Annotated in this window: 20 protein-coding genes and 1 pseudogene; 14 read left to right on the forward strand and 7 right to left on the reverse strand. The window is 68.5% G+C overall.

Annotated elements, in window-relative coordinates; translation table 11 throughout:
* Positions 1 to 603: 603 nt before the first annotated feature.
* Together FBY21_RS30385 and FBY21_RS30390 are read left to right on the forward strand one after the other, a co-directional pair.
* A pseudogene (locus FBY21_RS30385) lies at positions 604 to 1095 on the forward strand (methyl-accepting chemotaxis protein); the annotation flags it as partial.
* Between the two features lie 168 nt (positions 1096 to 1263).
* Positions 1264 to 1677, forward strand: coding sequence for a PilZ domain-containing protein (locus tag FBY21_RS30390; protein ID WP_409563823.1), 414 nt, complete (start codon positions 1264 to 1266; stop codon positions 1675 to 1677).
* A gap of 255 nt (positions 1678 to 1932) precedes the next feature.
* On the opposite strand, the gene FBY21_RS23815 is transcribed toward FBY21_RS30390, so the two are convergent.
* From FBY21_RS23815 to FBY21_RS23825, 3 genes are read right to left on the reverse strand one after another with little or no spacing between them, the layout of a single operon-like run.
* Entirely contained in the window at positions 1933 to 2403 is a 471-nt protein-coding gene (locus FBY21_RS23815) for an arsenate reductase ArsC (protein WP_142014155.1), read from the reverse strand.
* A 17-nt stretch (positions 2404 to 2420) separates the two neighbouring features.
* Positions 2421 to 3704, reverse strand: a complete 1284-nt coding sequence (locus FBY21_RS23820; protein WP_044413624.1) for an arsenic transporter — start codon at positions 3702 to 3704, stop codon at positions 2421 to 2423.
* Between the two features lie 10 nt (positions 3705 to 3714).
* Complete coding sequence (locus tag FBY21_RS23825) at positions 3715 to 4071, reverse strand: metalloregulator ArsR/SmtB family transcription factor (RefSeq protein WP_074970427.1); 357 nt, start codon at positions 4069 to 4071, stop codon at positions 3715 to 3717.
* Positions 4072 to 4244: 173 nt separating this feature from the next.
* On the opposite strand from FBY21_RS23825, the gene FBY21_RS23830 reads away from it, so the two are divergent.
* The 11 genes from FBY21_RS23830 to FBY21_RS23880 all read left to right on the forward strand — a co-directional run bounded on the left by FBY21_RS23830 (position 4245) and on the right by FBY21_RS23880 (position 18952).
* Positions 4245 to 5423, forward strand: a complete 1179-nt coding sequence (locus FBY21_RS23830; protein ID WP_142014158.1) for a saccharopine dehydrogenase family protein — start codon at positions 4245 to 4247, stop codon at positions 5421 to 5423.
* A gap of 2 nt (positions 5424 to 5425) precedes the next feature.
* Entirely contained in the window at positions 5426 to 6529 is a 1104-nt protein-coding gene (locus tag FBY21_RS23835) for a DUF2855 family protein (RefSeq protein ID WP_142014161.1), read from the forward strand.
* A 250-nt stretch (positions 6530 to 6779) separates the two neighbouring features.
* Positions 6780 to 7784: an AraC family transcriptional regulator gene (locus tag FBY21_RS23840; RefSeq protein WP_142014164.1), complete on the forward strand. Its 1005-nt coding sequence runs from the start codon at positions 6780 to 6782 to the stop codon at positions 7782 to 7784.
* Positions 7785 to 7895: 111 nt separating this feature from the next.
* The gene (locus tag FBY21_RS23845) at positions 7896 to 8510 is read left to right on the forward strand and encodes a c-type cytochrome (protein WP_142014167.1); all 615 of its coding nucleotides are present in this window, start codon (positions 7896 to 7898) and stop codon (positions 8508 to 8510) included.
* Positions 8511 to 8512: 2 nt separating this feature from the next.
* A complete protein-coding gene (locus FBY21_RS23850; RefSeq protein ID WP_142014170.1) occupies positions 8513 to 9688 on the forward strand; it encodes a cytochrome-c peroxidase in 1176 nt (391 codons plus the stop codon).
* On the forward strand, positions 9685 to 10710 hold the full coding sequence (locus FBY21_RS23855) for a tetratricopeptide repeat protein (RefSeq protein ID WP_142014172.1): 1026 nt from the start codon (positions 9685 to 9687) through the stop codon (positions 10708 to 10710). The genes FBY21_RS23850 and FBY21_RS23855 overlap by 4 nt, the downstream gene beginning before the upstream one ends.
* 13 nt (positions 10711 to 10723) lie before the next feature.
* The gene (locus FBY21_RS23860) at positions 10724 to 12106 is read left to right on the forward strand and encodes a parallel beta-helix domain-containing protein (RefSeq protein ID WP_142014175.1); all 1383 of its coding nucleotides are present in this window, start codon (positions 10724 to 10726) and stop codon (positions 12104 to 12106) included.
* 302 nt (positions 12107 to 12408) lie between these two features.
* Complete coding sequence (locus FBY21_RS23865; RefSeq protein WP_253543779.1) at positions 12409 to 13743, forward strand: DUF1329 domain-containing protein; 1335 nt, start codon at positions 12409 to 12411, stop codon at positions 13741 to 13743.
* Positions 13744 to 13759: 16 nt separating this feature from the next.
* Entirely contained in the window at positions 13760 to 15580 is a 1821-nt protein-coding gene (locus FBY21_RS23870) for a DUF1302 domain-containing protein (RefSeq protein ID WP_142014178.1), read from the forward strand.
* Between the two features lie 55 nt (positions 15581 to 15635).
* Entirely contained in the window at positions 15636 to 17996 is a 2361-nt protein-coding gene (locus FBY21_RS23875) for an efflux RND transporter permease subunit (RefSeq protein WP_142014181.1), read from the forward strand.
* 11 nt (positions 17997 to 18007) lie between these two features.
* Positions 18008 to 18952, forward strand: a complete 945-nt coding sequence (locus FBY21_RS23880) for a WD40/YVTN/BNR-like repeat-containing protein (RefSeq protein ID WP_142014184.1) — start codon at positions 18008 to 18010, stop codon at positions 18950 to 18952.
* A 7-nt stretch (positions 18953 to 18959) separates the two neighbouring features.
* On the opposite strand, the gene FBY21_RS23885 is transcribed toward FBY21_RS23880, so the two are convergent.
* The 3 genes from FBY21_RS23885 to FBY21_RS23890 form a co-directional block, all read right to left on the reverse strand.
* Entirely contained in the window at positions 18960 to 19508 is a 549-nt protein-coding gene (locus tag FBY21_RS23885) for a DUF4166 domain-containing protein (protein ID WP_160158620.1), read from the reverse strand.
* Positions 19509 to 19577: 69 nt separating this feature from the next.
* Complete coding sequence (locus FBY21_RS29465; RefSeq protein WP_160158621.1) at positions 19578 to 19754, reverse strand: hypothetical protein; 177 nt, start codon at positions 19752 to 19754, stop codon at positions 19578 to 19580.
* The gene (locus FBY21_RS23890; RefSeq protein WP_142014191.1) at positions 19751 to 20647 is read right to left on the reverse strand and encodes a DMT family transporter; all 897 of its coding nucleotides are present in this window, start codon (positions 20645 to 20647) and stop codon (positions 19751 to 19753) included. The genes FBY21_RS29465 and FBY21_RS23890 overlap by 4 nt, the downstream gene beginning before the upstream one ends.
* A gap of 83 nt (positions 20648 to 20730) precedes the next feature.
* Between FBY21_RS23890 and FBY21_RS23895 the strand changes: the two genes are divergently transcribed.
* Positions 20731 to 22062: a PLP-dependent aminotransferase family protein gene (locus FBY21_RS23895; protein ID WP_142014194.1), complete on the forward strand. Its 1332-nt coding sequence runs from the start codon at positions 20731 to 20733 to the stop codon at positions 22060 to 22062.
* A gap of 9 nt (positions 22063 to 22071) precedes the next feature.
* Here the strand turns inward: FBY21_RS23895 and FBY21_RS23900 are convergent, their stop codons facing one another.
* Positions 22072 to 22815 carry a class I SAM-dependent DNA methyltransferase gene (locus tag FBY21_RS23900; protein ID WP_142014197.1) on the reverse strand — a complete coding sequence of 248 codons (744 nt, stop codon included), beginning with the start codon at positions 22813 to 22815 and terminating at the stop codon, positions 22072 to 22074.
* Positions 22816 to 22865: the final 50 nt, after the last annotated feature.

Below are 22865 nucleotides of genomic sequence, written 5' to 3' on the forward strand. Positions count from 1 at the left end.
GCCCAGGTGGACAAGCTGTTCGAGGTGGGCGAGCGCATGGCCGACCGCTACCTCAAGGAAGGCCGTGAAGCCGGCAACCAGGTGATGAAGGGCGAGGGCGGCTTCGACGCCATGTCGGCCGAACTGGCCAGCCAGATCGAAGCCCTGGCCGACCAGCTGGAACAGCGTGTGGTGGCGGCCAACCAGGACAAGCATGACGACCTGCGCAACCTCGAACGCATCAACGTCACCGTCGGCCTGCTGGCCCTGGTGCTGCTGGTGGGCGGCTACCTGTTCCTTCACCGCCGGCTGATCGCCATGCTCGGCAACGAGCCGGCCTATGCCGTGCAGGTGGCCCGCAGCGTGGCAGCCGGCAAGCTCGACCTGGTGATCGACAACCGCTCCAGCCACCCCGATAGCCTGCTGGCCAGCATGCAGCACATGGTCGAATCGCTGACCGGTGACATGCGCCGCATCGACCTTGAGTCCCGGCAGATCGGCCAGTCCTCCTTCCAGATCGCCGACATCTCCCAGCGCATCACCTCCAGCTCCCGCGAGCAGGAGCACCACGCCGTGGAGGTGCGCGCCGCCACCAGCGAACTGGCCGCCACCTCGCAGTCGGTGATGCAGCTGTCGCAGACCGTCAGCGACCGCGCCAGCGAGGCACGCTCGCGAGCCTCCGAGGGCGTGCAGGCGATCCGCGGCAACATCGACGAAATGGCCCGTGCCGTCAGCGACGTACAGGCCGCCGGCGAGCAGATCAACGCCCTGGGCGACGCCAGCCGGCAGATCCAGGCCATCACCGAAACCATCAGCGGCATCACCGAGCAGACCAACCTGCTGGCGCTCAACGCCGCCATCGAAGCTGCCCGTGCCGGCGAGGCGGGGCGCGGCTTCGCCGTGGTCGCCGAGGAAGTGCGCAACCTGGCCAAGCGCGCCGGCGAGGCCACCGCCACTATCAACGGCATCATCGGCAACCTCACCGACCTGGTGGCGGACAACACCCGCTCCATGGAAGGCATCATCCAGCGCACTCACCAGGGCATGGCCAAGGCCGAGGGTGCCAGCGAGGTGTTCGGGCTGATCCTCCAGGACATCGAATACAACGCCAGCCTGGCCAGCGAGATATCCGCCGTCAGCGGCCAGCAGATGGACAAGCTCGGCCAGCTGGAAACCCGCCTGGACGACCTGCTCACCACCCAGGAGGAAAACACCCGGCAGATCCATACCACCGGTGTGGTCAGCGCCGACCTGCACCAGGTTTCCGAGCGTCTGCGCAAGGTCATGCAGCACTTCCAGTTCGACGCCCGCCAGCTTGCCAGCGCCGCCCCGAGCGACAAGCGCAGCGCCCCGCGCATCGCCCAGAACCTCATGGTGCGGGTCAGCGACGGCCGCGAAGAACAGATCGCCACCAGCACCGACTTCAGCATGAGCGGCATCCGCCTCAAGGTCGCCCGCGCCCTTGAGGCCAAGGTGGGTGACCTCCTCGACCTGCAGATCCGCCAGCCCAGCGACGACCGCCAGGCCTACAACGCGCAGCGCCCGTTCGCCGTCAAGGCCCGGGTGCAGCGGCAGAGCCGCGAAGGCGACAGCTTCAGCTACGGCCTGAAGTTCGAAGAGCCCAGCGCCGACACCCAGAAGAAACTCGAAGCCTGCATCCGCTACTACAACCACGCCCCCTTCTACGGCGAGGCGTAAACGCAAACCGGGCCCACGCCGTTCCAGCCCGTAGCGCGGTGCATCGGTGGATCGATAACGCGCGATCGACCCTACGTCACGGGCAGGTCCGTAGGATGCGGTGAGCTCGGCGAACCGCATCGGCCCCTGCGCGATTGAGCAAGCTGGTGCGCCTCAAAGCTCGGGTTGACGCCCCCGTAGCCTGGGCTTCAGCCCAGGGAAGCGGCGGATCGATGAAGCGCAATCCCCCCTACGCCACCCCGGCGATCGGCCGGCTCAAAGCCGGCCGATGCGGTCGAGTTCGGCTTGCAGGGCGGGGCGGTCGAGGTGGGCGAAGGGCAGGGCGAAGAAGGCGCGGCAGCGGGCTTCGATGCGTTGCAGGGTGGCGTCGAAGGCGGCGTCCACCTCGGCGTCGCTGCCCTGCACGTCGGACGGGTCGGCCAGGCCCCAGTGGGTCTTCAGCGCGGGGCCGAAGTAGACCGGGCAGGCTTCGCCGGCGGCGTTGTCGCACACGGTCACCACGATGTCCGGCGGGTTGTGCTCGAAGGCGTCGTTGCCCTTGCTGCTCAAGCCGTCGGTGGCGATGCCGGCGCGGGCGAGGGTGGTCAGGCTGCGCGGCAGCACCTGGCCCTTGGGGTGGCTGCCGGCGCTCACCGCCTCGAAGCCGTCCGGTGCGAGGTGGTTGAACAGCGCCTCGGAGAGGATGCTGCGGCAGCTGTTGGCGGTGCACATGAACAGGACGCGCATGGTGGGTTCTCGCAAGGTCAGAGCCCCAGGCGCAGGGCCAGGGCGGAGAGGGTGATGAGCAGCACCGGCAGGGTCAGCAGGATGCCCACGCGGAAGTAGTAGCCCCAGGTGATGCGCACGCCCTTGCGCGCCAGCACGTGGAGCCAGAGCAGGGTGGCGAGGCTGCCGATGGGGGTGATCTTCGGTCCCAGGTCGCAGCCGATGACGTTGGCGTAGATCATCGCCTCGCGCACCACGCCCTCGCTGGCGCTGGCCTGGATCGACAGCGCCCCCACCAGCACGCTGGGCATGTTGTTCATCACCGACGACAAGCCCGCCGAGAGCAGCCCGGTGCCCAGCGCCGCGCCCCACACGCCGTGTTCGGCGAAGCGGTCGAGCAGGGCGGTGAGGCCGTCGGTGAGGCCGGCGTTCTTCAGCCCGTAGACCACCAGGTACATGCCCAGGGAGAACACCACCACCTGCCAGGGCGCCTCGCGCAGCACCTTGCGCGTGGCGATCACATGGCCCCGGGCGGCGACGATGAACAGCAGCACCGCACAGGCCGCCGCCACCGCGCTGATGGGCACGCCGAGCGGTTCCAGGGCGAACAGCCCGACCAGCAGCACCAGCAGCATCCAGCCGCCGGTGACGAAGGTGGCGCGGTCGCGGATGGCCGCCTCGGGGGCCTTCAGCGCCTCCACCGGGTAGCGCGCGGGGATGTCGCGGCGGAAGAACAGGTACAGCACCGCCAGGGTCGCCGCCACGCTGGCCAGGTTCACCGGCACCATCACCGAGGCGTACTCGGCGAAGCCCAGGCCGAAGTAGTCGGCCGAGACGATGTTGACCAGGTTCGACACCACCAGCGGCAGGCTCGCGGTGTCGGCGATGAAGCCCGCCGCCATCACGAAGGCCAGGGTGGTGGCCGGGGAGAAGCGCAGCGCCAGCAGCATCGACATGACGATGGGCGTGAGGATCAGCGCCGCGCCGTCGTTGGCGAACAGCGCCGACACCGCCGCCCCCAGCAGGATGCAGTAGGCGAACAGCCGCGCCCCGCTGCCCTTGGCCCAGCGCGCCACGTGCAGCGCCGCCCACTCGAAGAAGCCGGCCTCGTCCAGCAGCAGGCTGATGACGATCACCGCGATGAAGGTGGCCGTGGCGTTCCAGACGATGGCCCACACGGTGGGAATGTCCTGCAGCGACACCGCGCCCACCGCCAGGGCGATCAGCGCCCCCAGGCTCGCGCTCCAGCCCACGCCCAGCCCGCGCGGCTGCCAGATGACCAGCAGCAGGGTGAAGAGAAAGACCGCCAAGGCAATCAGCATGGCCACCTCCTCAGCACGCCGGGCAGCAGGCGGCGGCCTGCCCCGGACGCCCTTCCATGCCGTGCAGCCGCACCGCGTCCGCCGCCAGCCACTCGGCCGCGCCGCGCAGCGCCACCTGCAGCAGCTCGCCCACCCAGGCGGGCAGGGCCGGGTTCAGCCGGTAGTACACCCACTGGCCCTGGCGGCGATCCAGCAGCAGCCCGGCGGCGCGCAGTTGCGCCAGGTGGCGGCTGATCTTCGGCTGGCTGTCCCCCAGCGCGCACACCAGCTCGCACACGCACAGCTCGCCCTCCTGGGCGATGAGCAGCGTCGCGCGGGCCCTTGTCGGGTCGGCCAGGCACTTGAACAGGTCGGGTGGGGCGATCATGGCGGCAGGGTCCGGATATATGGGAGGGCGAATATATGGAAATCCATATGTATCCCGCAATACCCGTCGTGCTCGCCCGCGCTTATGCCCCGTGATTCCCCGCGTTCCTTGAAATTGACGGCACCCGGGGCCGCGCCTAGCGTCTGGGGTTTCCCCCGTGCAAGGACACCGCGATGAAAAAGACGGCTGAGTTCGACCTGATTGTCTTCGGCGCCTCCGGCTACACCGGCCGGCTGGTGGCCGAATACCTCGTGCAGGCCTATGGCAACGACAGCGCCCTGCGCTGGGCCATGGCCGGGCGTGACCTGGCCAAGCTGGCGGCGGTGCGGGACGAGATCGGCGCCCCGGCCGACACCCCCCTGGTGGTAGCCGACACCACTGACGCCGCCAGCCTGCGCGCCCTGGTGGCGCGCACCCGCGCCGTGCTCACCACCGTCGGCCCCTACCAGCTCTACGGCGAGCCCCTGGTGGCGGCCTGCGCCGAGGCCGGGGTGGACTACGTCGACCTCTGCGGCGAGCCGGCCTGGATGCGCCGCATGATCGACGCCCACAGCGCCGCCGCGCAGCAGAGCGGGGCGCGCATCGTGTTCTCCTGCGGGTTCGACTCCATCCCCTTCGACCTCGGCGTGTTCTTCCTCCAGCGGGCGGCCAAGGCGCGCTTCGGCGTCCCGCTGCAACGCATCAAGGGCCGCGTGCGCCAGCTCAAGGGCACCTTCTCCGGCGGCACCGCCGCCAGCCTCAAGTCCACCCTGGCCGCCGCCAAGGCCGACCCCTCGGTGCTGCAGCTGCTGGTCAACCCCTTCGCCCTGGCCCCCGGCTTCAACGGCCCGGCACAACCGGCCGGGGACCGCCCCGCCTACGACGAAGCCCTCGGCAGCTGGGCCGCGCCCTTCATCATGGCGGCCATCAACACCCGCAACGTGCACCGCTCCAACTTCCTCCTCGGGCACGCCTACGGCGCCGACTTCGTCTACGACGAAATGCTCCTCACCGGCCCCGGCGACAAGGGCAAGGCCATCGCCGAAGCCGTGGCGGCGGACCGCTCCCTGGCCAGCGACAGCGCACCCAAACCCGGCGAAGGCCCGACCCGCGAGGAGCGCGAGAGCGGCCACTACGACCTGCTGTTCGTCGGCGAAACGGCGGACGGACGCACCCTGCGCGCCGGCGTCACCGGCCAGCGCGACCCCGGCTACGGCTCCACCTCGCGGATGATCACCGAGAGCGCCCTGTGCCTGCTGCGCGACGCCACCCAGACCCCCGGCGGCATCTGGACCACCGCCCCGGCCATGGGCGAGGCGCTGATCCAGCGACTCACCGCCCACGCCGGCCTCACCTTCCGCCTCGAGCACTGACCATGGCCGAGCAACTCGACTTCCTCGTCGACCGCCACGACCTCACCCGCTGCCAGTGCCAGGCCAGCCCGCTGGCCGAAGCCCTGGCGCCGGGGCAGGTGCGCCTGCGCCTCGACCACTTCGCCTTCACCGCCAACAACGTCACCTACGCCGCAATGGGCGAGAGCCTGCACTACTGGCGCTTCTTCCCCGCCCCCGAGGGCTGGGGCAAGGTCCCGGTGTGGGGCTTCGCCGAGGTGGAGGCCAGCGCCTGCGACGGCATCGCCGTGGGCGAGCGCGTCTACGGCTACTTCCCCATGTCCAGCCACCTGGTGGTGGAGCCGGCCCAGGTGCGCGAGGGCGGCTTCCTCGACGGCGCCGAGCACCGCCGGCCGCTGCCGGTGATCTACAACCAGTACCTGCGCTGCGCCCGCGACCCGCTCTACGCCACCGGCAGCGAAGCGCTGCAGATGCTGCTGCGCCCGCTGTTCACCACCTCCTTCCTGCTGGACGACTTCCTCGCCGACAACCAGCTGTTCGGCGCCCGCCGCGTGGTGCTCACCAGCGCCTCCAGCAAGACCGCCATCGGCCTGGCCGAACTGCTGCACCGCCAGCGCGAAGCCCGGGGCGGCTACGAAGTGGTGGGACTGACCTCCGCTGGCAACCGCGCCTTCGTCGAGGGCCTGGGCTGCTACGACCGGGTGATCGGCTATGACGAGGTGGCCGAGCTGGGCGCCGAGGCCCCGACCCTGACCGTGGATTTCGCCGGCAACGGCGAACTGCTCGGCCACCTGCACCGCCTGCTGGGCGAGCAGCTGCGCTACAGCTGCCTGGTGGGCGCGGCACACTGGGACCAGCGCGGCGGCCTGCCCCGTGACCTGCCCGGCCCCCGGCCGACGCTGTTCTTCGCCCCCAGCCAGGCCGAGAAGCGCCTCAAGGAATGGGGCGGCCCCGGCTTCCAGGCGCGCCTGGCGGATTGCTGGACGCAGTTCCTCACCTTCGCCGGGCACTGGTTGCAGGTGCAGGAAGGCTCCGGCGCCGAAGCGGTGGAGCAGGTCTACCGCGCCGTGCTCGCCGGCCGCGCCGACCCGCGCATCGGCCACGTGCTGGCGCTGTCGGCACGCTGAGGCGGCCCGTAACGCAGAGGCACCTGACGCCCTGGCGGAGACCGCCAGGGCGTCAGGTGCCTGCCAGGTTGCTGCTACCCGCCAAGCCTGGTGACACGTTGCGGGGACCCTCAGTGCTTCGCCGCGTTCTGTGTCGAATATTCTTTGCAAATTGTTTCGCTTTGGACGTAGGCTGAAACGCCGTCGCGGCCTGCCTCGCGCCAGACCTTTCCTACAACAAGAAAAATGACTGGATCGGATTAGTCCCTTTATGTCCAAGCCCCGTCGTGTCCACACCATCTACACCGAATCCTTGTTCCAGCAGCGGCTGAAGTTCTTTGCGCCCTTTCTGCGCGAGGCCGGTCTGGACGACTCCGTGCTGAGCCGCGCCGATTGTGCGGTGCCGCTGTCGTGTTTCGTCGCCCTGTGGGAGTTGCTGGGAGGCAAGGTCGATCCCGACATCGGCCTGTTGATCGGCTCCGAGCCCACCCGGCACGTTCTCGGGGCCTATGGCCATGTCGTGCGCAGCGCCCCTGACCTGCCCACTGCACTGGCTTGCATGAGCCGCTACATCGTCGTTCACAGTCAGGCCACACGGCTGGATGTGCACTTCACTGCCGAACATGTGGTGATCGACTACCAGCTCACCGACCCGACCATCACCCAGCGCCGTCAGGATGCCGAGCTGTCCATCTCGCTGATCGCCACCAGCCTCCGCGAGATCACCGACAGCGAGTTGTACCCGCTGCGTGTGGAGTTCGAACACGCCGCTCCGCCGCGTACCACGGTCCACCAGGACACCTTCCGCTGCCCGGTGGCGTTCTCTGCCGGCAGTAACCGCCTCTACTACGGTCTGGACCTTCTCTACCGCCCCTTGATCACCGCCGACGCCCGCCTGCACGCAGCCCTGGTGGCCGGCATGGAGGAACAGCGCCAGGCACGCCTGGCCGAGTCCGACCTGGTCGGCCACCTCAGCCAGGTGATTGCCGCCCGTCTGCCCCATGGCGACGTCAGCCTGGAGCAGGTGGCCCGCAGCGAAGGCATGAGCGCCCGGACCCTGCAGCGGCGTCTGGGTGAACAGCAGATCGAGTTCAGCGTCCTGGTGGAGGACGTGCGGCGTGCCCTGGCTCTGGAATACGTCAGCCATTCCGGGCACAACCTCACGGAAGTGGCACTGATGCTCGGTTATTCCGAAGCCAGCTCCTTCAGCCGTGCGTTCCGCCGCTGGACCCAGCTCACCCCCCAGCAGTACCGCCAGAGGGCCCGCAGCGCCTGACCTGGCGTTTGGCGTGGCCTGTCAAACTCTCTGTCGCCTCCTGCCAAGCCAGCGCGGGAGCCTCCTCGGTAGCCTCTGACCTCGTTTGATCCGCGAGGCAGGAGGTACGAGGTGAAAGGGTTCGCACTGTGGAGCGCCATGCTCCTGGGGACGATGGCGCCGCTGGTTGTCCAGGCATCGGGGCAGGCCTTGTTCCAGCAGCGCTGCCAGGCCTGTCATCAGGCCGATGCCAGCGGCAGCGAAACACTCAAGGCGCCGGCCCTGGCCGGGTTGTCCGCGCCCTACCTGGCCTTGCAACTGCGGCACTTCCGCGACGGCGTGCGGGGTGCTGCGCCTGGCGACACCGAAGGCCAGCTCATGGCTGGCATGGCCAAGGGCTTGAGCGACGGTGATATCACCGCCCTGGCCGACTACCTCGCCGCCCAGCCCACCGTCATGGCGCCCCGGCCGCCGGCCCCCCAGGGGTTCGCCGCCCGTGGACTCTACTCCTCCTGCTCCAGTTGCCACGGCGCCAGTGCCGAAGGCTTCGACAGCCTGGGAGCCCCGCGCCTGGCCGGCCAGCACAGCGGCTACTTGAAGGCGCAACTGGTGAAGTTCCGCCAGGGCCTGCGCGGCACCCACCCGGATGACGCCCATGGCGCTCAGATGCGTGCCATGGCCATCGCCATCCCCAGCGAGGCCACACTCGACACCCTTGTCCAGTACATCGGCCAGCAGGGGCGCTGAACATGCGCGCCTGCCGGATCTGGTTGCCCATCCTGCTGCTGCTCGCCCCACTGGCCTGGGCGCAGGCACCCGTGCGCCTCAGCGAGGCGTGTCCGCCGAGCTTCGAGAAGCTCGCCGACGGCACCTGCCAACTGCGCACCCTGTACGACTTCTACGACTCCCCCGAAGCCCATGGCGGCCTGCGTGCCAGCCTGCCGGCGGAGCCAGCGCGCTACACCCCCGAGCAGATCGACCTGGGCCGCTACCTGTTCTTCGATCCGTTGCTGTCCGGACGCGGCGACCTCGCCTGCGCCTCCTGCCACCAGCCGGCCAAAGGCCTGGCCGATGGTCGTGCCCAGGCCCTTGGCGTGCGGCGCGCGGACGGCAGTCGCACGCCTCTGCCCCGTGCCACCCCCAGCCTGTGGAACGTCGCCTTCCTCAAGCGGTGGATGTGGGACGGCAGCGAGAAGAGCCTGCCGGCCCAGGCCCAACGCCCGCTGTTCTCCCCCGAGGAGATGGCCAATACCCCCGAGCAGCTGGTGCGTTCGCTGAACGCCGCGCCCGGCTACCCGCCGCTGTTCCAGCAGGCTTTCGGCCAGGCCCCCAGCGTGGACACCGCCACCCGCGCACTGGCTGCCTTCCAGTCCACCCTGGTGAGCTTCAACAGTCGGTACGACCGCTACGTACACGGTGACAGCAGCGCCCTCACGGCCCAGGAAGTCCGCGGTTACAACAGCTTCCGCGGCTTCGTCGGGCGCTGCACCCAGTGCCACATCCCGCCTTTGTTCACCGACAGCGAGCTGGCGGTGATCGGCCTGCCCAATGCCGCCGGGCAGGGTTTCGACGCCGGTGCCGGCAAGGGCTCCAGCGACCCGGCCCTGCTGGGCGCATTCAAGGTGCCGACCCTGCGCAACATCACCCGCACCGCACCGTACTTCCACGCCGGCCAGGCGCAGACCCTCACCGATGCCGTGCACTTCTACAACGACACCCGTGGCCATGCGGCCCCGGCTGGCGTTCCGCTCAAGCTGCATTGGCACATCCACATGACCCGTGGCCCGCAGCTCAGCGCCCAGGACGAGGCCGACATCGTCGCCTTCCTCGACAGCCTCGAAGACGAGCTGCTGCTGCCGCGCACCCCGGATGCCGTTCCCTCGGGCCTCAAGCCCTCCACCACCCTCGACGCGGAGTCCCCATGAACCATTCCAAGTTGCTGTTGAGCCTGGCGCTGGCCGTTGCCTCGACCTGGGCCCAGGCCGAATCCGAGCGCGGCGTGTCCGTGGCGGCCGAGCTGTCCCGACCAGAAGTCATCGCCCGCTATGAGAAGGAGGCCCAGCCGAAACTGGTCTGCGCCGAACCGGCCTCGGCCGATGCCTTGCTGCAGGCCTACCAAGGCCTTGCCAGTCATAAGTGGAGCCGAAGCGAGCTGGGCTGCGCCGCCCTCTATGGTTTCCAGCTGGCCCAGGGGCAGCCCTCCAATGTCGAACTGGCGTTCGGCGCACTGGTTACCCAGATCGACTACCTCGACCTGCTCGCCAGTGAGTACGAAGGCCTCTATGCCGGGCCGGAAACCAGCGCCGAATTGCGCCTGCGCTGGAAGCAAGCGCGCAGCCAAGGGCAGGCCCTGGTCGATCAACTGGAGCCGCTGGCCGGCAAGACCCTGGAGTTCCGCACTTTGCGCGCCACCTTCTGGATGGCCTCGACGGTGAAGGAGAGCAACCCCATCGAGGCGGCGACCGCCGCCGCCCGAGCGCTGCCCGAGCTTGAGGCGGTGGTCGCCGAAAAGCCCGAGACCCTTGGCGGCCTGCCGCTGATGCTGCTGGGGCGCATGACCTTCCTGCTGCCCGAGTTCGCCGGCGGTGACCCGGTGCGTGCCATCGAACTGCTCAGGCAGGGCGTCGCTGTTAACCCCCAGGACATGGTGATGCGCCGCTGGCTCGCCGAAGTGCTGATCAGCGAACGCCAGTACCCAGAGGCCCGCGAGGTGATCAAGGCAGCCATCGCTGCCCCGGTCAACAGTGCCGAACCCCAGGCCTACGCCGACGAGATGCGCGCCATGGCCGGCCTGGCCCGGCGGGTGAAGGACGAGGCCATGGCCGAGCAGGTGGCCCAACAGCGCAGTCGTTTCCTCGAAGCCCATCCGTACCTGCTCGCCCGGCGCTCCTCTGCCTCCTTCGGGCATGGCGGCGCCGATCCCTTCACTGGCAAAGAAGCCGACTAAGAGGACTCCCCCCATGAAGAAGCTGTTCACCCTCGGGGCGATCGCCCTCAGCCTGACCACCTGGCAAGCCACCACCCAGGCCGCCGAACTGCGGGTCGAGCCCGGCCAAAGCATCCAGGATGCCGTGCGCAAGGCGCAGCCCGGCGATACCGTGCTGGTGGAGCCCGGTCGCTATGTGGAAACCGTGTTCATCGACAAGCAGAACATCACCCTCAAAGGGGTGGTGCGCAACGGCGAGCGCCCGGTGCTCGACGGTGAGAACCGCCTCAACGATGGCGTGCTGGCAGCCGGCCACGGCGCCGTGATCCAGGGTCTGCACGTCAAGCGCTTCAAGGGCAACGCGATCATGACCCAGGGCGCCAACAACTTTCAGATCCTCGACAACTACGTCGAGGGTGCCTTCTACGGCATCTTTCCGCAGTTCGGTAAGAACGGCCTGGTCAAGGGCAACGAGATCACCGGTGCCGAGGATGCCGGCATCTACGTCGGCATGAGCGACAACATCGACGTGATCGGCAACAAGGCCCACGGCAACGTCATCGGCCTGGAACTGGAGAACACCCGCAAGGCGCTGATGGCCGACAACGACGTCACCGGCAACTCCAGTGGCATCGTGCTCTCGCTGATTCCCGGGCTGCCGGTCAAGGACAGCCGCGACATGGTCATCAAGAACAACCGCATCGTCGACAACAACCTGAAGAACTTCGCCCCAGCCAGCTCCATCGCTGCCGGCGTGCCCGAGGGGTCGGGCATCCTCATCGTCGGTGCCGACGAGGTCAGCGTCGAAGGCAACCTCATCGAGAACCACCACAGCGTCGGGCTGATGGTGGTAGACACCCTCACCTTCGGCCTACCTGACGATCCCAAGGTGGACCCCTACCCGGATCGCATCCAGGTGTTGAAGAACACCTGGAAGCGCAATGGGGAGCAGCCCTCCGGTGTGATCGGCCAGTTCATCGCCCCAAGCGGGCGGGTCGGCTTCGAGATCATCGCCACCGGCAAGGAAAAGGACAGCTGCACCGCCCAGCAGGATGGGGTCGAGTCCCTCGGCACCAAGCGCTGGAGCCGCTGCACCGACGGCCTGACCTTCGCCAGCCTCACCAGCGTGCGCCCGGAAAAACCCATTCCCAGCGAACCGCTGACCGCCGAGCAGAAAGGGCGGTTCACTTACCTCGCCGTGTGCACCGGTTGCCATGCCTACAGCAGCGTGCTGCACGGACCTTCCATGCAGTCGATCCAGGCGCTGTACAAGGACAACCCTCAAGGGTTGGTGAAGTTCATCGCCCACCCCGAGCGCAAGCGCAGCGACTTTCCCGAGATGCCACCGCAGGCCTACCTGGGCGACGAGACTCTCTCGGCGATTGCCCACTACATCCTCAATGACCTGAAGAACTGAGCCGGCGACAGGGATGCATTGTCCCGCTTGCTGCCACGGCGCGTGGTGGACCGAATGATCGGCCGGTGGTTGGGCGTGCTGCCCCCGGCCTGACGAGCGGGTTGTCATCCGTGTGTTGCTTTTTCACCGGCTACGGCCGGTGTTTTTTTGCCCGCGCTGCACTTGGCATCGAATGCCAAGAACTCTGACGCCTCCTGGCAAGCCAGGGGGGAAGGCCGGGTGCAATTCTGCGGACGCCAACGCCGCCGGGCACACCCGAGCATGGGCCGGCGAGCCCTACAAGAAGCAGAAAGGAGAGGACTGTGCGCACTTCAAGAAAGACGTCATTCCGAGTCCTGGGTTGCCTTGCCCTGCTGGGCCTGGCCCAGGCGTCATACGCCGAACTGACACCCTTCGGCGCCCAGCGCGAAGGCAACGCCGCGGGCACCGTTCCCGCCTGGGAAGGGCGCCTTGCCCAGATGCCCCAGGGCTGGCAGCTGCGTGACCCCGATCCGCTGGCCGGCGAGAAGCCGCTGTTCATCGTCAACGCCGGCAACGTCGCCCAGTACGCCGCCCAGTTGCCCGCCGGCCAGGCCGCGCTGCTCAAGCAGTTGCCCGGCTACTTCATCAACGTCTACCCCAGCCACCGCAGTTGCGGCTACCCGCAGGAGGTGCTGGAGCGTACCGCCCGTTTCGCCGGCCAGGCCCGCATCGCCGCTGACGGCTGGAGCCTGGAGAACGCGGCCGGCGCGGCCATTCCCTTCCCCGAGCCCAAGAGCGGCATCGAGGTGATGTGGAACTACAAGATGCGCTACATGGGCAAAGGGCGGCGCTACCAGAGTTCGCTGATGCTGCCCGGCCAGAACGGCAACATCTTCGAGGCCAAGCAGTGGAACTACGAGTTCTACCCCCACAGCGACCCGGCCCTGGAGCCGGGCTCCGATGCCTATGGCATCGAGAGCAAGAGCCTCTATGAAGTGATCACTCCCTCGGCCCGTGCCGGCGAGCTGTACCTCATCCACGCCTACATGGACCGCCCGCAGGATGCCTGGATCTATTTCCCGGGCCAGCGCCGCGTGCGTCGTGCGCCGTCCTTCGCCTACGACAACCCGGTGTCTGGCTCCGATGGCCTCTACATGGTCGACCAGATCCACATGTACAGCGGCGCCCCGGATCGCTATGACTTCAAGCTGCTGGGCAAGCGCGAGTTCATCACCCCGTACAACACCTACGACTTTGCCGCCAAGACCCACACCTACGCCGAACTGCTCGGTCCCGACTCCCTCAAGCCCGGCGTGAAGCGCTACGAACTGCACCGCCTGTGGGTGGTGGAGGCCACGGTGAAACCCGGCAAGCGCCACACCTACGCCAAGCGCGTGTTCTATTTCGATGAAGACAGCTGGTCCCTCCAGCACGTCGACAGCTACGACGCCAAGGGCAACCTGTGGCGTGTGCAGGACCACAGCCTGGTGGCCTCGCCCGAGCTGAACACCTGCATCAACGCCGGCTTCGAGCTCTACGACCTGGTCGCCAAGCGCTACCTGGTGGACGACTACATGCAGGAAAGCGAACTGATCGACCTCAAGGCCGGCGACAACGGCGGCATCACCGACAGCACCTTCAACCCCAGCGAACTGCGTCGGCGCGGCGAGCGCTGATCCCGGAGGCACGATCATGACCACAACGGACGTACGCACCGTGCTCACCCGCGGCCGCCTGGCGCTGGCCATCTTCCTGGCAGGCGGGGTCGGCAGCCTGCCGGCCCAGGCCTACACCTTCGGCACCGAAGGACAGGGCGTGTGGGGCAGCTTCGATTCCACCCTCAGCTATGGCTTTTCCCAGCGGCTCTCCTCGCCGGACTGCCAGGTGCTGGGCAACGACAGCGGCGGCTGCAACCCCGGCCTGAACAACGAGCTGTCGCGCTACTACAACCTGGCCCAGGGCACCGGCTACGCCAACGCCGACAACAACTACACCAACGCTGATGACGGCAACCTCAACTACCACAAGCACGACGTCTACTCCCAAGTGCTCAAGGGCATCCACGAACTGAGCCTGAAGTTCGGCGACGGCTGGAGCGCCCTGGGCCGGGTGAGCTGGATGAAGGACTTCAAGATGGACAACGTCCGCACCGTGGCGCTGGACGACGACGCCAAGCGGGCTTCCAGCGAGCGCATCGACCTGCTCGACCTGTGGGTGGCCAAGAGCTTCGACCTGGCGGATCGGCCGGCCAAGGTGAAGCTCGGCAACCAGGTGATCAGCTGGGGCGAGGAGATCTTCTTCTCCGGCGGCATCAACCAGATCAACGCCATGAGCCTGCCCAAGTTCCACACCCCCGGTACCCAGCTCAAGGAGGTGTTCATCCCCGCGCCGATGGCCTCCTTCAGCATCGGCCTGACCGACTCGCTGAGCCTGGAGAGCTACTACCAGTTCAAGTGGAACGCCTACGACCTGGACGCCTCCGGCACCTACTTCTCCAACGCCGACATCGTCGGCGAGGGGCACCGGCCGATCTTCCTCTCCACTTCAGTGGTGGAGGGTCAACTGGGTGCCGGTACCTGTGCCGTGCTCACCCCCACCGGGCGCTGCGGTGCGCCGGAGATCAGCGGGCTGGACGTCCAGACCCTCATCGGCCTGGGCCTGGCGATTCCCTACGGCGGTACTGACCGCCCCTCCAACGGCGGTCAGTACGGCCTGGCCCTGCGCTGGATGGTGGACGAGATCGAGACCGAGTTCGGCCTGTTCTACCAGCGCTACCACGACAAGACCCCCTTCGTCGGCTACACCGGCAATCGCAGCGGCCAGGTCACCAGCTACTTCATCAGCTATGGCGAAGACCGTGACCTCTATGGCGTGTCCATGAACACCATGTTCGGTCCGGTGGCCGTGGGGGCGGAGCTGTCCTACCGCCCGGAAGACAGTGTGGCCGTTGACCCTACCCTGTCCTTCGGCTCGCTGCTGGGGGGCGCGTTCGACGCCGACAGCGTGTTCGACGTCGGTCGCCACCCCGGCTACGTGAAGGAAAAGAAATGGCAGTTCGACGCCAACGCCACCTACGGTTTCTCCGCCAGCGACCCGCTGGGCTTCATCCCCGAGCAACTGGGGGCGGATGACGCGGTGTTCATCGCCGAAGTGGTGGGCGTGCGCTACCCCGACCTGAAGACCGACGGCAGCGTGCCCTACCTGCTCAACAACTTCTCGCTGCCGGACCGGGGCGCCTGGGCCTACATCGCCGAGTTCGCCCTGAACTACCAGGACGCCTTCGGCACCGGCATCACCCTCACTCCGCAACTGGACTTCTCCCACGAGTTCAGCGGCACGGCGCCCAACGCCGCCCTGGTGGAGGGGCGCAAGTCACTCACCACCTCGCTGCTGTTCAACTACCGCTCGCGCTGGAAGGGCGGCGTCCAGTGGGTGAGCTACTGGGGAGGTGGCGAGCTGAACGGTCTGACCGACCGCGACTTCGTCAGCGCCAACCTGTCCTACTCCTTCTGATCCCTCGCCCCCTCGCCGGTCCGGGAGGGGGCACCGTGCTTTCGGGAACATCGCCATGCTGTCCACACTGGTCGCCAGCCTTGAACGGCTGTTCTTTCGTCACCGCCTCGTCACCCTGCTGTGCATGGGCGTGGTCACCCTCGTGATGGCGGTGTTCGCCCTGCAGTTGCGCATGTCGGCCGGGTTCGACAAGCAGTTGCCCCAGCAGCACCCCTTCATCAAGACCTTCAACCAGTACCGGGACGTCCTGTTCGGCGCCAACCGCCTGGTGGTGGTGCTGCACGCGCGGGATGGCGACATCTGGAACCCCGCCGCCCTGACGCGCCTGCACGACCTGACCCAGGCCGTGTTCTTCATGCCCGGCGTGGACCGGCGCACCGTCACCTCGCTGTGGACCCCCAACACCCGTGCCGTGCAGATCACCGAAGAGGGCATGAAGTCCGAGGATGTGATCGGCGGCGACGTCACCGTCGACACCCTCGATGCCGCCGCCATCGCCGGCATCCGCGAACGCACCCAGATCGGTGGCTTCGTCGGCAGCCTGGTGGCCAATGACAGCTCGGGCGCCATGGTCACCGCCGAACTCAACGAAGTGGACCCGGAAACCGGCGAAACCCTGGACTACAAGGCCTTCAGTGAGCGCCTGGAGCGCGAACTGCGCACGGTGTTCAGCGACAGCCACTTCGACGTGCAGATCATCGGCTTCGCCAAGCAGATGGGCGACATCAGTGCCGGCGCCTCCAGCGTGGTGGGCTTCTTCGCCCTGGCCTTCCTGCTCACCGCGGCCGCCGTCTACTGGTACACCCGCTCCTGGGCGCTGACGGCGCTGCCCTTGATCTGCTCGCTGACCTCCGTGGTGTGGCAGTTCGGCACCCTCACGCTGCTGGGCTACGACCTCGATCCGCTGGCCATCCTGGTGCCCTTCCTGGTGTTCGCCATTGGCGTGTCCCACGGGGTGCAGCAGGTCAACTTCATCGCCAAGGAAGTCTGTGCCGGCGCCAATGCCGTCACCGCCGCCCGGCGCAGCTTCAGCGGCCTGTTCATTCCCGGCACCCTGGCGCTGGTCACCGCCTTCGTCGGCTTCGCCACCCTGGTGCTGGTGCCCATCCCGATGATCCGCGAACTGGCCATCACGGCGTCCATCGGCGTGGCCTACAAGATCGTCACCAACCTCATCATGCTGCCGGTGCTGGCCAGCTACTTCCGCTTCGACCCCGGTTACGCCAGCCGCCTGCAACCCCTGCAGGCCAAGCGTGACCGGCTGATGAGCCGCATCGGCCGCTTCGCCGAACCGCGTTACGCTGCCCTCGGCAGCGCCTGCTGCCTGGTCCTGCTGGGCGTGGCCTTCTGGCAGAGCCAGGGTCGCCACGTGGGGCATGTGCTGCCAGGGGCGCCGGAGCTGCGCAACGACGCCCGCTACAACCAGGACATGGCCAGCGTGGTGGCCCACTTCGGCCTGGGCCTGGATGTGCTCACCGTAGTAGCCGAAGGGCCGGAAGCGGCCTGCTACGACGTGCGCAAGATGCACGCCCTGGACCGTTTCACCTGGTACATGGCCAATGTGCCCGGCGTGCTGGCGGCGCAGTCGCTGCCCCAGCTGGCCAAGCTGGCAGCCTCTGGCGTGAACGAGGGCAACCCGAAATGGGCCGAGCTGCCCAGCGAGTCAGCGGCCCTTGGCGAGGCCGTGCACCAGGTGCCGGAGTCCCTGCGGCTGTACAACGAAACCTGCAGCGTACTGCCCATCAATCTCTACCTGGCCGACCACAAGTCCACCACCCTCAAAGCCGTGGTGGCGGCGGTCCAGCGCTATGCCCGCGAACACCCCGAGCCGGGCCTCAGCCTGCGCCTGGCCAGCGGTAACGCCGGCATCCAGGCGGCCGCCGACGAAGTGGTGGAAGCGTCCGAGCTGCCAATGATGCTCTACGTCTACCTCACCATCGTCGCCCTGGTGTGCCTGGTCTACCGCGACTGGCGCGCCATGCTCGCCTGCTGCCTGCCGCTGACCCTGGCCACTTTCCTCGGCTACTGGTTCATGAAGACGCTGGACATCGGCCTCACCGTCGCCACCCTGCCGGTGATGGTGCTCGCCGTGGGGGTGGGCGTGGACTACGCCTTCTACATCTACAACCGCCTGCAGCACCACCTGGCCGACGGCCTGAGCATCACCGCCGCTTTCCAGATGGCCCTGCGCGAAGTGGGTGTGGCCACCCTGTTCACCGCCGTCACCCTGTCCATCGGCGTGGCCACCTGGTCCTTCTCGCCGCTGAAGTTCCAGGCCGACATGGGCCAACTGCTCACCTTCATGTTCATGGTCAACATGCTCATGGCGCTCACCTTGCTGCCGGCTATCGCCATCATGCTCGACCACCTCATTCCGCGCCGCGCGCCCGTGCGTGCGCCACGCATTGCCCATTGATGGAGGCCCCCATGACCGCATCCCGCTGCATCACCGGCCTGCTGCTGGCCTGCTGCCTGTGGTGGCCGACCGTGCAGGCCGCCGAAGCGAGCCCATCTGCCCTGCGCCTGCCCGGTGCGCAGCAAGCGCCCCTGGTGGCTCTGGCGCAGGCAGGCGAGCGCCTGGTGGCCGCAGGTGATCATGGCGTCATCCTGCTCAGCGACGACCGGCTCACCTGGCGTCAGGCCCGCAGCGTACCGGTGGATACCCTGCTCACCAGCCTCGCCTTCATCGACCCCCAGCGGGGCTGGGCCGTCGGGCACGGCGGCACCGTGCTGCAGACCCGGGATGGCGGCGAGACCTGGCAGGCGCAGCAGCTCAACGGACAGCCCGTGCTGCTGTCGATCCATATGCAGGCCGATGGCCACGGACTGGTCACCGGTGCCTATGGTTACGCCGCCCGAACCCTTGATGGCGGGCAGACCTGGCAGCCGTTCAAGGTGTCCGCCGAGGATGACTACCACCTCAACCAGGTGTTCCCGGCACCGGGGGGCGCGCTGTACATCGTCGCCGAGGCCGGGCAGGTCTACCGCTCTTATGACGCTGGCAACCACTGGAAGGCCCTGGACACCGGCGCCGACGGCTCCTTCTGGACCGGCCTGGCCCTGCGTGACGGGCGCCTGCTGGTGGCTGGCATGAGTGGCCGACTGCTGCTCAGCGAGGACCAGGGTGAACACTGGCGGGAACTGGACGTGGGTACCGATGCCGCCATTACCGCCCTGGCCGAACTGCGCGACGGGCGCCTGGCACTGGTGGGCAATGGCGGCTTGTTCGCCGTGGCCGACCCGCACCTCAAGCGCTTTCGCACCCTTGTTCGCGACGACCGCCAGGGCATCGCCGCACTGGCCCTGCGGGACAACCTCAACCTCGTGCTGGCCGGCGCCCAGGGCATCGGCAACCAGGCCCTGTCGCCGTGAGGTGGGCTCAGCCCGCCGCCTCCAGCAGCCCCTCGTAGGTCACCAGCGGCCCCAGCAGCGGCAGCGAGAAGGCCACATGGAAGCGGTAGCGGCCGGCTTCGATACGCTTGTAGGCATCGGTGCGCGGCAGCAGCGCGCGGGGCAGCGGCAGGCCCCACAGGCGGATGCCCAGGCAGCGCCAGAACCAGCCCCCGTCGATCACGTCCACCGTCAGCAGCAGGCGCAGCGGCCCGGTGGACTCCACCCAATGACCGCCCTCGGCCAGGCAGCCCACCGGCGCGAAGTGGGAAGTGAGCGGCGCCTGCCCGTCGAAGCTGCGGGACCACAGCAGCGCCGCGTCCTGGTGGGCGATGGTCACCTCCAGGCGGTGCGGGCCGGGACCGGGGAAGCGCATCTTTTTCGCCAGACGCCGCCCCAGCACCCCCGCCAGCCCATGGCCGTAGGTGATGGTCACCTCGCCCAGCAGGCGCCCGCCGTGGCTGTGCAGGTGCTGGAGCTGGGGATGCAGCTCACTGAAACGGTCGCCGAACCAGCGGCGGGTCGCGGTGGTGGACATGGCAGGGCCTGGAGAGGGGAGAGGTGCGCAGTCTGGCAGGCCCGTCGCGGCCATGCAGTCGGTTTTTCCTCAGCCTGTTAACGGGCCCGCAGCGGCCACGCCGCCCGTTTCCACAGGTTTTTTGAAAAACGTAGGCGAGGCAGGCGATGCAAGGCGAAAGCGGCCTAAAAAGCGCAGTTTACGTTTGTAAATGAGCATTTTTAGGGCGTTTTCAACGCCGCAGCGGCCACGCAGCCAGTTTTTCACCGGGCGAAGCGCCGCGCCCCGGCCACACAGAAGATCACCGCCACCGTCACTCCCAGCATCGCCGGGCTCACCGCCTCCCCCAGCAGGCCGGCCGCCAGGGCCAGGCCGAAGAAGGGCTGCAGCAGCTGCAACTGCCCCACCGCCGCGATGCCGCCCTGGGCCAGGCCCCGGTACCAGAACACGAAGCCGATCAGCATGCTGAACAGCGACACGTAGCCCAGGCTCAGCCAGGCCGGCAGCGTGATGCCGGCAACGCTCGCCGGCAGGCGGTACAGCGCCAACGCCAGCATCACCGGCAGCGCCAGCACCAGCGCCCAGCAGATCACCTGCCAGCCGCCCAGGCTGCGCGACAGCCGCGCGCCCTCGGCATAACCCAGCCCGCACACCACGATGGCCAGCAGCATCAGCAGGTCGCCACGGGGCGAGGCCGTCAGCCCCTGGGCCACGGCGAAGCCCACCACCAGCAGGCTGCCCAGCACCGAGAAACCCCAGAACGCCGGGCGCGGCCGCTCGCCGCCGCGCAGCACGCCGAAGGCCGCCGTGGCCAGCGGCAGCAGGCCGAGAAAGACGATGGAGTGCGCCGAGGTCACCGTCTGCAGCGCCAGCGCCGTGAGCAGCGGGAAGCCCACCACCACGCCCAGTGCCACCACAACCAGTGGCAGCAGCTGGCTACGGGAAGGGCGCGGCGCCCCGGCCGCCAGCAGCAACGCCAGCGCCAGCAGCCCGGCCAGGCTGGCCCGCGCCACGGTGAGGAACAGCGGATCGAACTCCAGCACCGCCACGCGGGTGGCCGGCAGCGAACCGCTGAAGATCAGCACGCCGATCAGGCCGTTCAGCCAGCCGCTGCCGGCCAGGGAACGGGTGGGGGAAGAGGGGGTGACGGTGCGTTCCACGACGGGCTCCTCGCTGTTTGGGCGCTGCCACCGTACGATCCAGCGGTTGATACGCTCAAATAATTGTCATGGATACAGCGCCCATGCCCCGCTCCCGCTACAAGGCCGTCGTCGATGCCCTGGCCCGGCAGATCCGCAGCGGCGAGCTGCCGCCCGGCACCCGCCTGCCCACCCACCGCGAGCTGGCCCGCCGCGAAGGCGTCGCCCTGGCCACCGCCACACGCATCTACGCCGAGCTGGAACAGATGGGCCTGGTGAGCGGCGAGACCGGGCGCGGCACCTTCGTCCGCGAGCTGGCCCTGCCGCCGGGGCACGGGGTGGACCAGCCCGGCGTCTCGGCCGGGGTGGCCGACCTCAACTTCAACTACCCCACGCTCCCCGGCCAGGCCGAACTGCTGCGCACCGCCCTGCGGCAGCTGGCGCTTTCCGGCGACCTGGAGGCGCTGCTGCGCTACCAGCCCCACGCCGGCCGCCCCCACGAGCGCGCTGTGGTGGCGCGGCACCTGCAGCAGCGCGGGCTGAGTGTGGAGGCCGCCCAGGTGCTGCTGGTGAGCGGCGCCCAGCACGGCCTGGCGATCAGCCTCATGGCTCGGCTGCGCCCCGGCGACGTGGTGGCGGCGGATGCGCTGACCTACCCCGGCTTCAAGGTGCTGGCCGAAGCCCTGCACCTGGAGGTGGTGGCCGTACCCGCCAAGCCCGACGGGCCGGACCTGGACGCCCTGGCGCAGCTGTGCCGGCGCCGGCCGGTGCGTGCGCTCTACACCATGCCGACCCTGCACAACCCCCTGGGTTGGGTGCTGCCGCTGGCCACCCGGCAACGCCTGGTGGCCCTGGCCGAGGCCCATGACCTGCTGCTGATCGAAGACGCCGCCTACGCCTACCTGGCCGAGGACCCGCCGCCGCCCCTGGCCGCGCTCGCCCCGGCGCGCACCCTGTACGTCTCGGGCCTGTCCAAGAGCCTCGCCACCGGGCTGCGCATCGGTTTCGTCGCCGCCCCCGAAGACTGGGTGCCGAGCCTGGAGCGCAGCCTGCGTGCCACCACCTGGAACACCCCGGGGCTGATCACCGCCCTGGCCTGCGCCTGGCTGGAGGACGGCACCGTGGCCCGCCTGGAGGCGCAGAAGCGCGACGACGCCCGCGCCCGTCAGGCCCTCGCGGCCCAGGCGCTGGCCGGCATCGAGCACCTCGGCCACCCGGCCTCCTACTTCCGCTGGCTGCCGCTGCCGGAAGCGGCGCGGGCCGACCGCATCACCCAGGCCCTGCTGGAGGAGGGCATCGCCGTCTCCACCGCCGAACCCTTCTGCACCGCGCCCCACGTGCCCCACGCCCTGCGCGTGGCCCTCGGCTCGGTGGACCTGGCGACCCTGGAGCGCGCCCTGCGCCGGGTCGCCTGGGTGGTCAGCGCGGCGGGGTGAGGCGCGCGCTCAGCGCTTCACGCAGACGAACAGCGCATTGCCGGAGCGGCCGTCCCAGGGGGTGATGCGCTCGTAGTTGTGCTCGAACACCTGCACCTCGAAGCGCGGCTCCAGCAGCTGCTGCAGCTCGTCGAAGCCGGTGGCGACCATCGGGTGCTCGTCCTCCCAGCGCTGGGTGATGCCGTTGGTGGTCTTCTCGATGCACAGGCGCAGCGCCTGCTGCTCCCCCTCGCCCCGGTAGAACCAGCCGGAGCCGAAGGTGAAGGCGCTGCCCTCGTGTTCCACCGAATGGCGCACGAAGGACTGGTTGTCGATCTGCCGCTTGTCCACCGTGTTGAAGCAGAACACCCCGCCCGCCGCCAGCGCCCCGTGCACCTGCTCCAGGCAGGCCTGCAACGGCGCCAGGCCCGGGTTGTAGTGCAGGGAATAGAGGAAGCAGGTGATCAGGTCCTGGGGCGCGTCCACCGTGAAGCTGGCCATGTCCTGCCGGCTGAACTGCGCCTCGGGGCAGCGCAGCCGGGCCAGGTCCAGCATCGGCTGGTTGATGTCCAGGCCGGCGCTGGTGTAGCCGAAATCGAGGAAGTGCCGCACATGGGGCCCCGTGCCGCAGGCCAGGTCCAGGTGCCGCCGCCCGGAGGTGCCGAACAGTTGGTGCAGGCGCCGCACGCAATGGCTCTGGGCCTGATAGTCGATGTCCGCGCACATCAGGTCGTAGTAGGCGGAGAGGTCGGTGTAGAGCGCGTTGGAAGACATAGGGGCCAGCCGCCAGCAGAACGAAAAGGCGCGCATGGTAACCCAGCGCC

The organism is Pseudomonas sp. SLBN-26 (genome assembly GCF_006715895.1).
In the GTDB taxonomy this organism is placed as follows: domain Bacteria; phylum Pseudomonadota; class Gammaproteobacteria; order Pseudomonadales; family Pseudomonadaceae; genus Metapseudomonas; species Metapseudomonas otitidis.

What these genes read in the sequence shown, in the direction of transcription:
- FBY21_RS30390 (WP_409563823.1), top strand. Translation starts at nt 1,264, where the DNA reads ATGCAGCACTTCCAGTTCGACGCCCGCCAGCTTGCCAGCGCCGCCCCG.
- FBY21_RS23815 (WP_142014155.1), bottom strand. Translation starts at nt 2,403, where the DNA reads ATGCGCGTCCTGTTCATGTGCACCGCCAACAGCTGCCGCAGCATCCTC.
- FBY21_RS23820 (WP_044413624.1), bottom strand. Translation starts at nt 3,704, where the DNA reads ATGCTGATTGCCTTGGCGGTCTTTCTCTTCACCCTGCTGCTGGTCATC.
- FBY21_RS23825 (WP_074970427.1), bottom strand. Translation starts at nt 4,071, where the DNA reads ATGATCGCCCCACCCGACCTGTTCAAGTGCCTGGCCGACCCGACAAGG.
- FBY21_RS23830 (WP_142014158.1), top strand. Translation starts at nt 4,245, where the DNA reads ATGAAAAAGACGGCTGAGTTCGACCTGATTGTCTTCGGCGCCTCCGGC.
- FBY21_RS23835 (WP_142014161.1), top strand. Translation starts at nt 5,426, where the DNA reads ATGGCCGAGCAACTCGACTTCCTCGTCGACCGCCACGACCTCACCCGC.
- FBY21_RS23840 (WP_142014164.1), top strand. Translation starts at nt 6,780, where the DNA reads ATGTCCAAGCCCCGTCGTGTCCACACCATCTACACCGAATCCTTGTTC.
- FBY21_RS23850 (WP_142014170.1), top strand. Translation starts at nt 8,513, where the DNA reads ATGCGCGCCTGCCGGATCTGGTTGCCCATCCTGCTGCTGCTCGCCCCA.
- FBY21_RS23855 (WP_142014172.1), top strand. Translation starts at nt 9,685, where the DNA reads ATGAACCATTCCAAGTTGCTGTTGAGCCTGGCGCTGGCCGTTGCCTCG.
- FBY21_RS23860 (WP_142014175.1), top strand. Translation starts at nt 10,724, where the DNA reads ATGAAGAAGCTGTTCACCCTCGGGGCGATCGCCCTCAGCCTGACCACC.
- FBY21_RS23870 (WP_142014178.1), top strand. Translation starts at nt 13,760, where the DNA reads ATGACCACAACGGACGTACGCACCGTGCTCACCCGCGGCCGCCTGGCG.
- FBY21_RS23875 (WP_142014181.1), top strand. Translation starts at nt 15,636, where the DNA reads ATGCTGTCCACACTGGTCGCCAGCCTTGAACGGCTGTTCTTTCGTCAC.
- FBY21_RS23880 (WP_142014184.1), top strand. Translation starts at nt 18,008, where the DNA reads ATGACCGCATCCCGCTGCATCACCGGCCTGCTGCTGGCCTGCTGCCTG.
- FBY21_RS23885 (WP_160158620.1), bottom strand. Translation starts at nt 19,508, where the DNA reads ATGTCCACCACCGCGACCCGCCGCTGGTTCGGCGACCGTTTCAGTGAG.
- FBY21_RS23895 (WP_142014194.1), top strand. Translation starts at nt 20,731, where the DNA reads ATGCCCCGCTCCCGCTACAAGGCCGTCGTCGATGCCCTGGCCCGGCAG.
- FBY21_RS23900 (WP_142014197.1), bottom strand. Translation starts at nt 22,815, where the DNA reads ATGTCTTCCAACGCGCTCTACACCGACCTCTCCGCCTACTACGACCTG.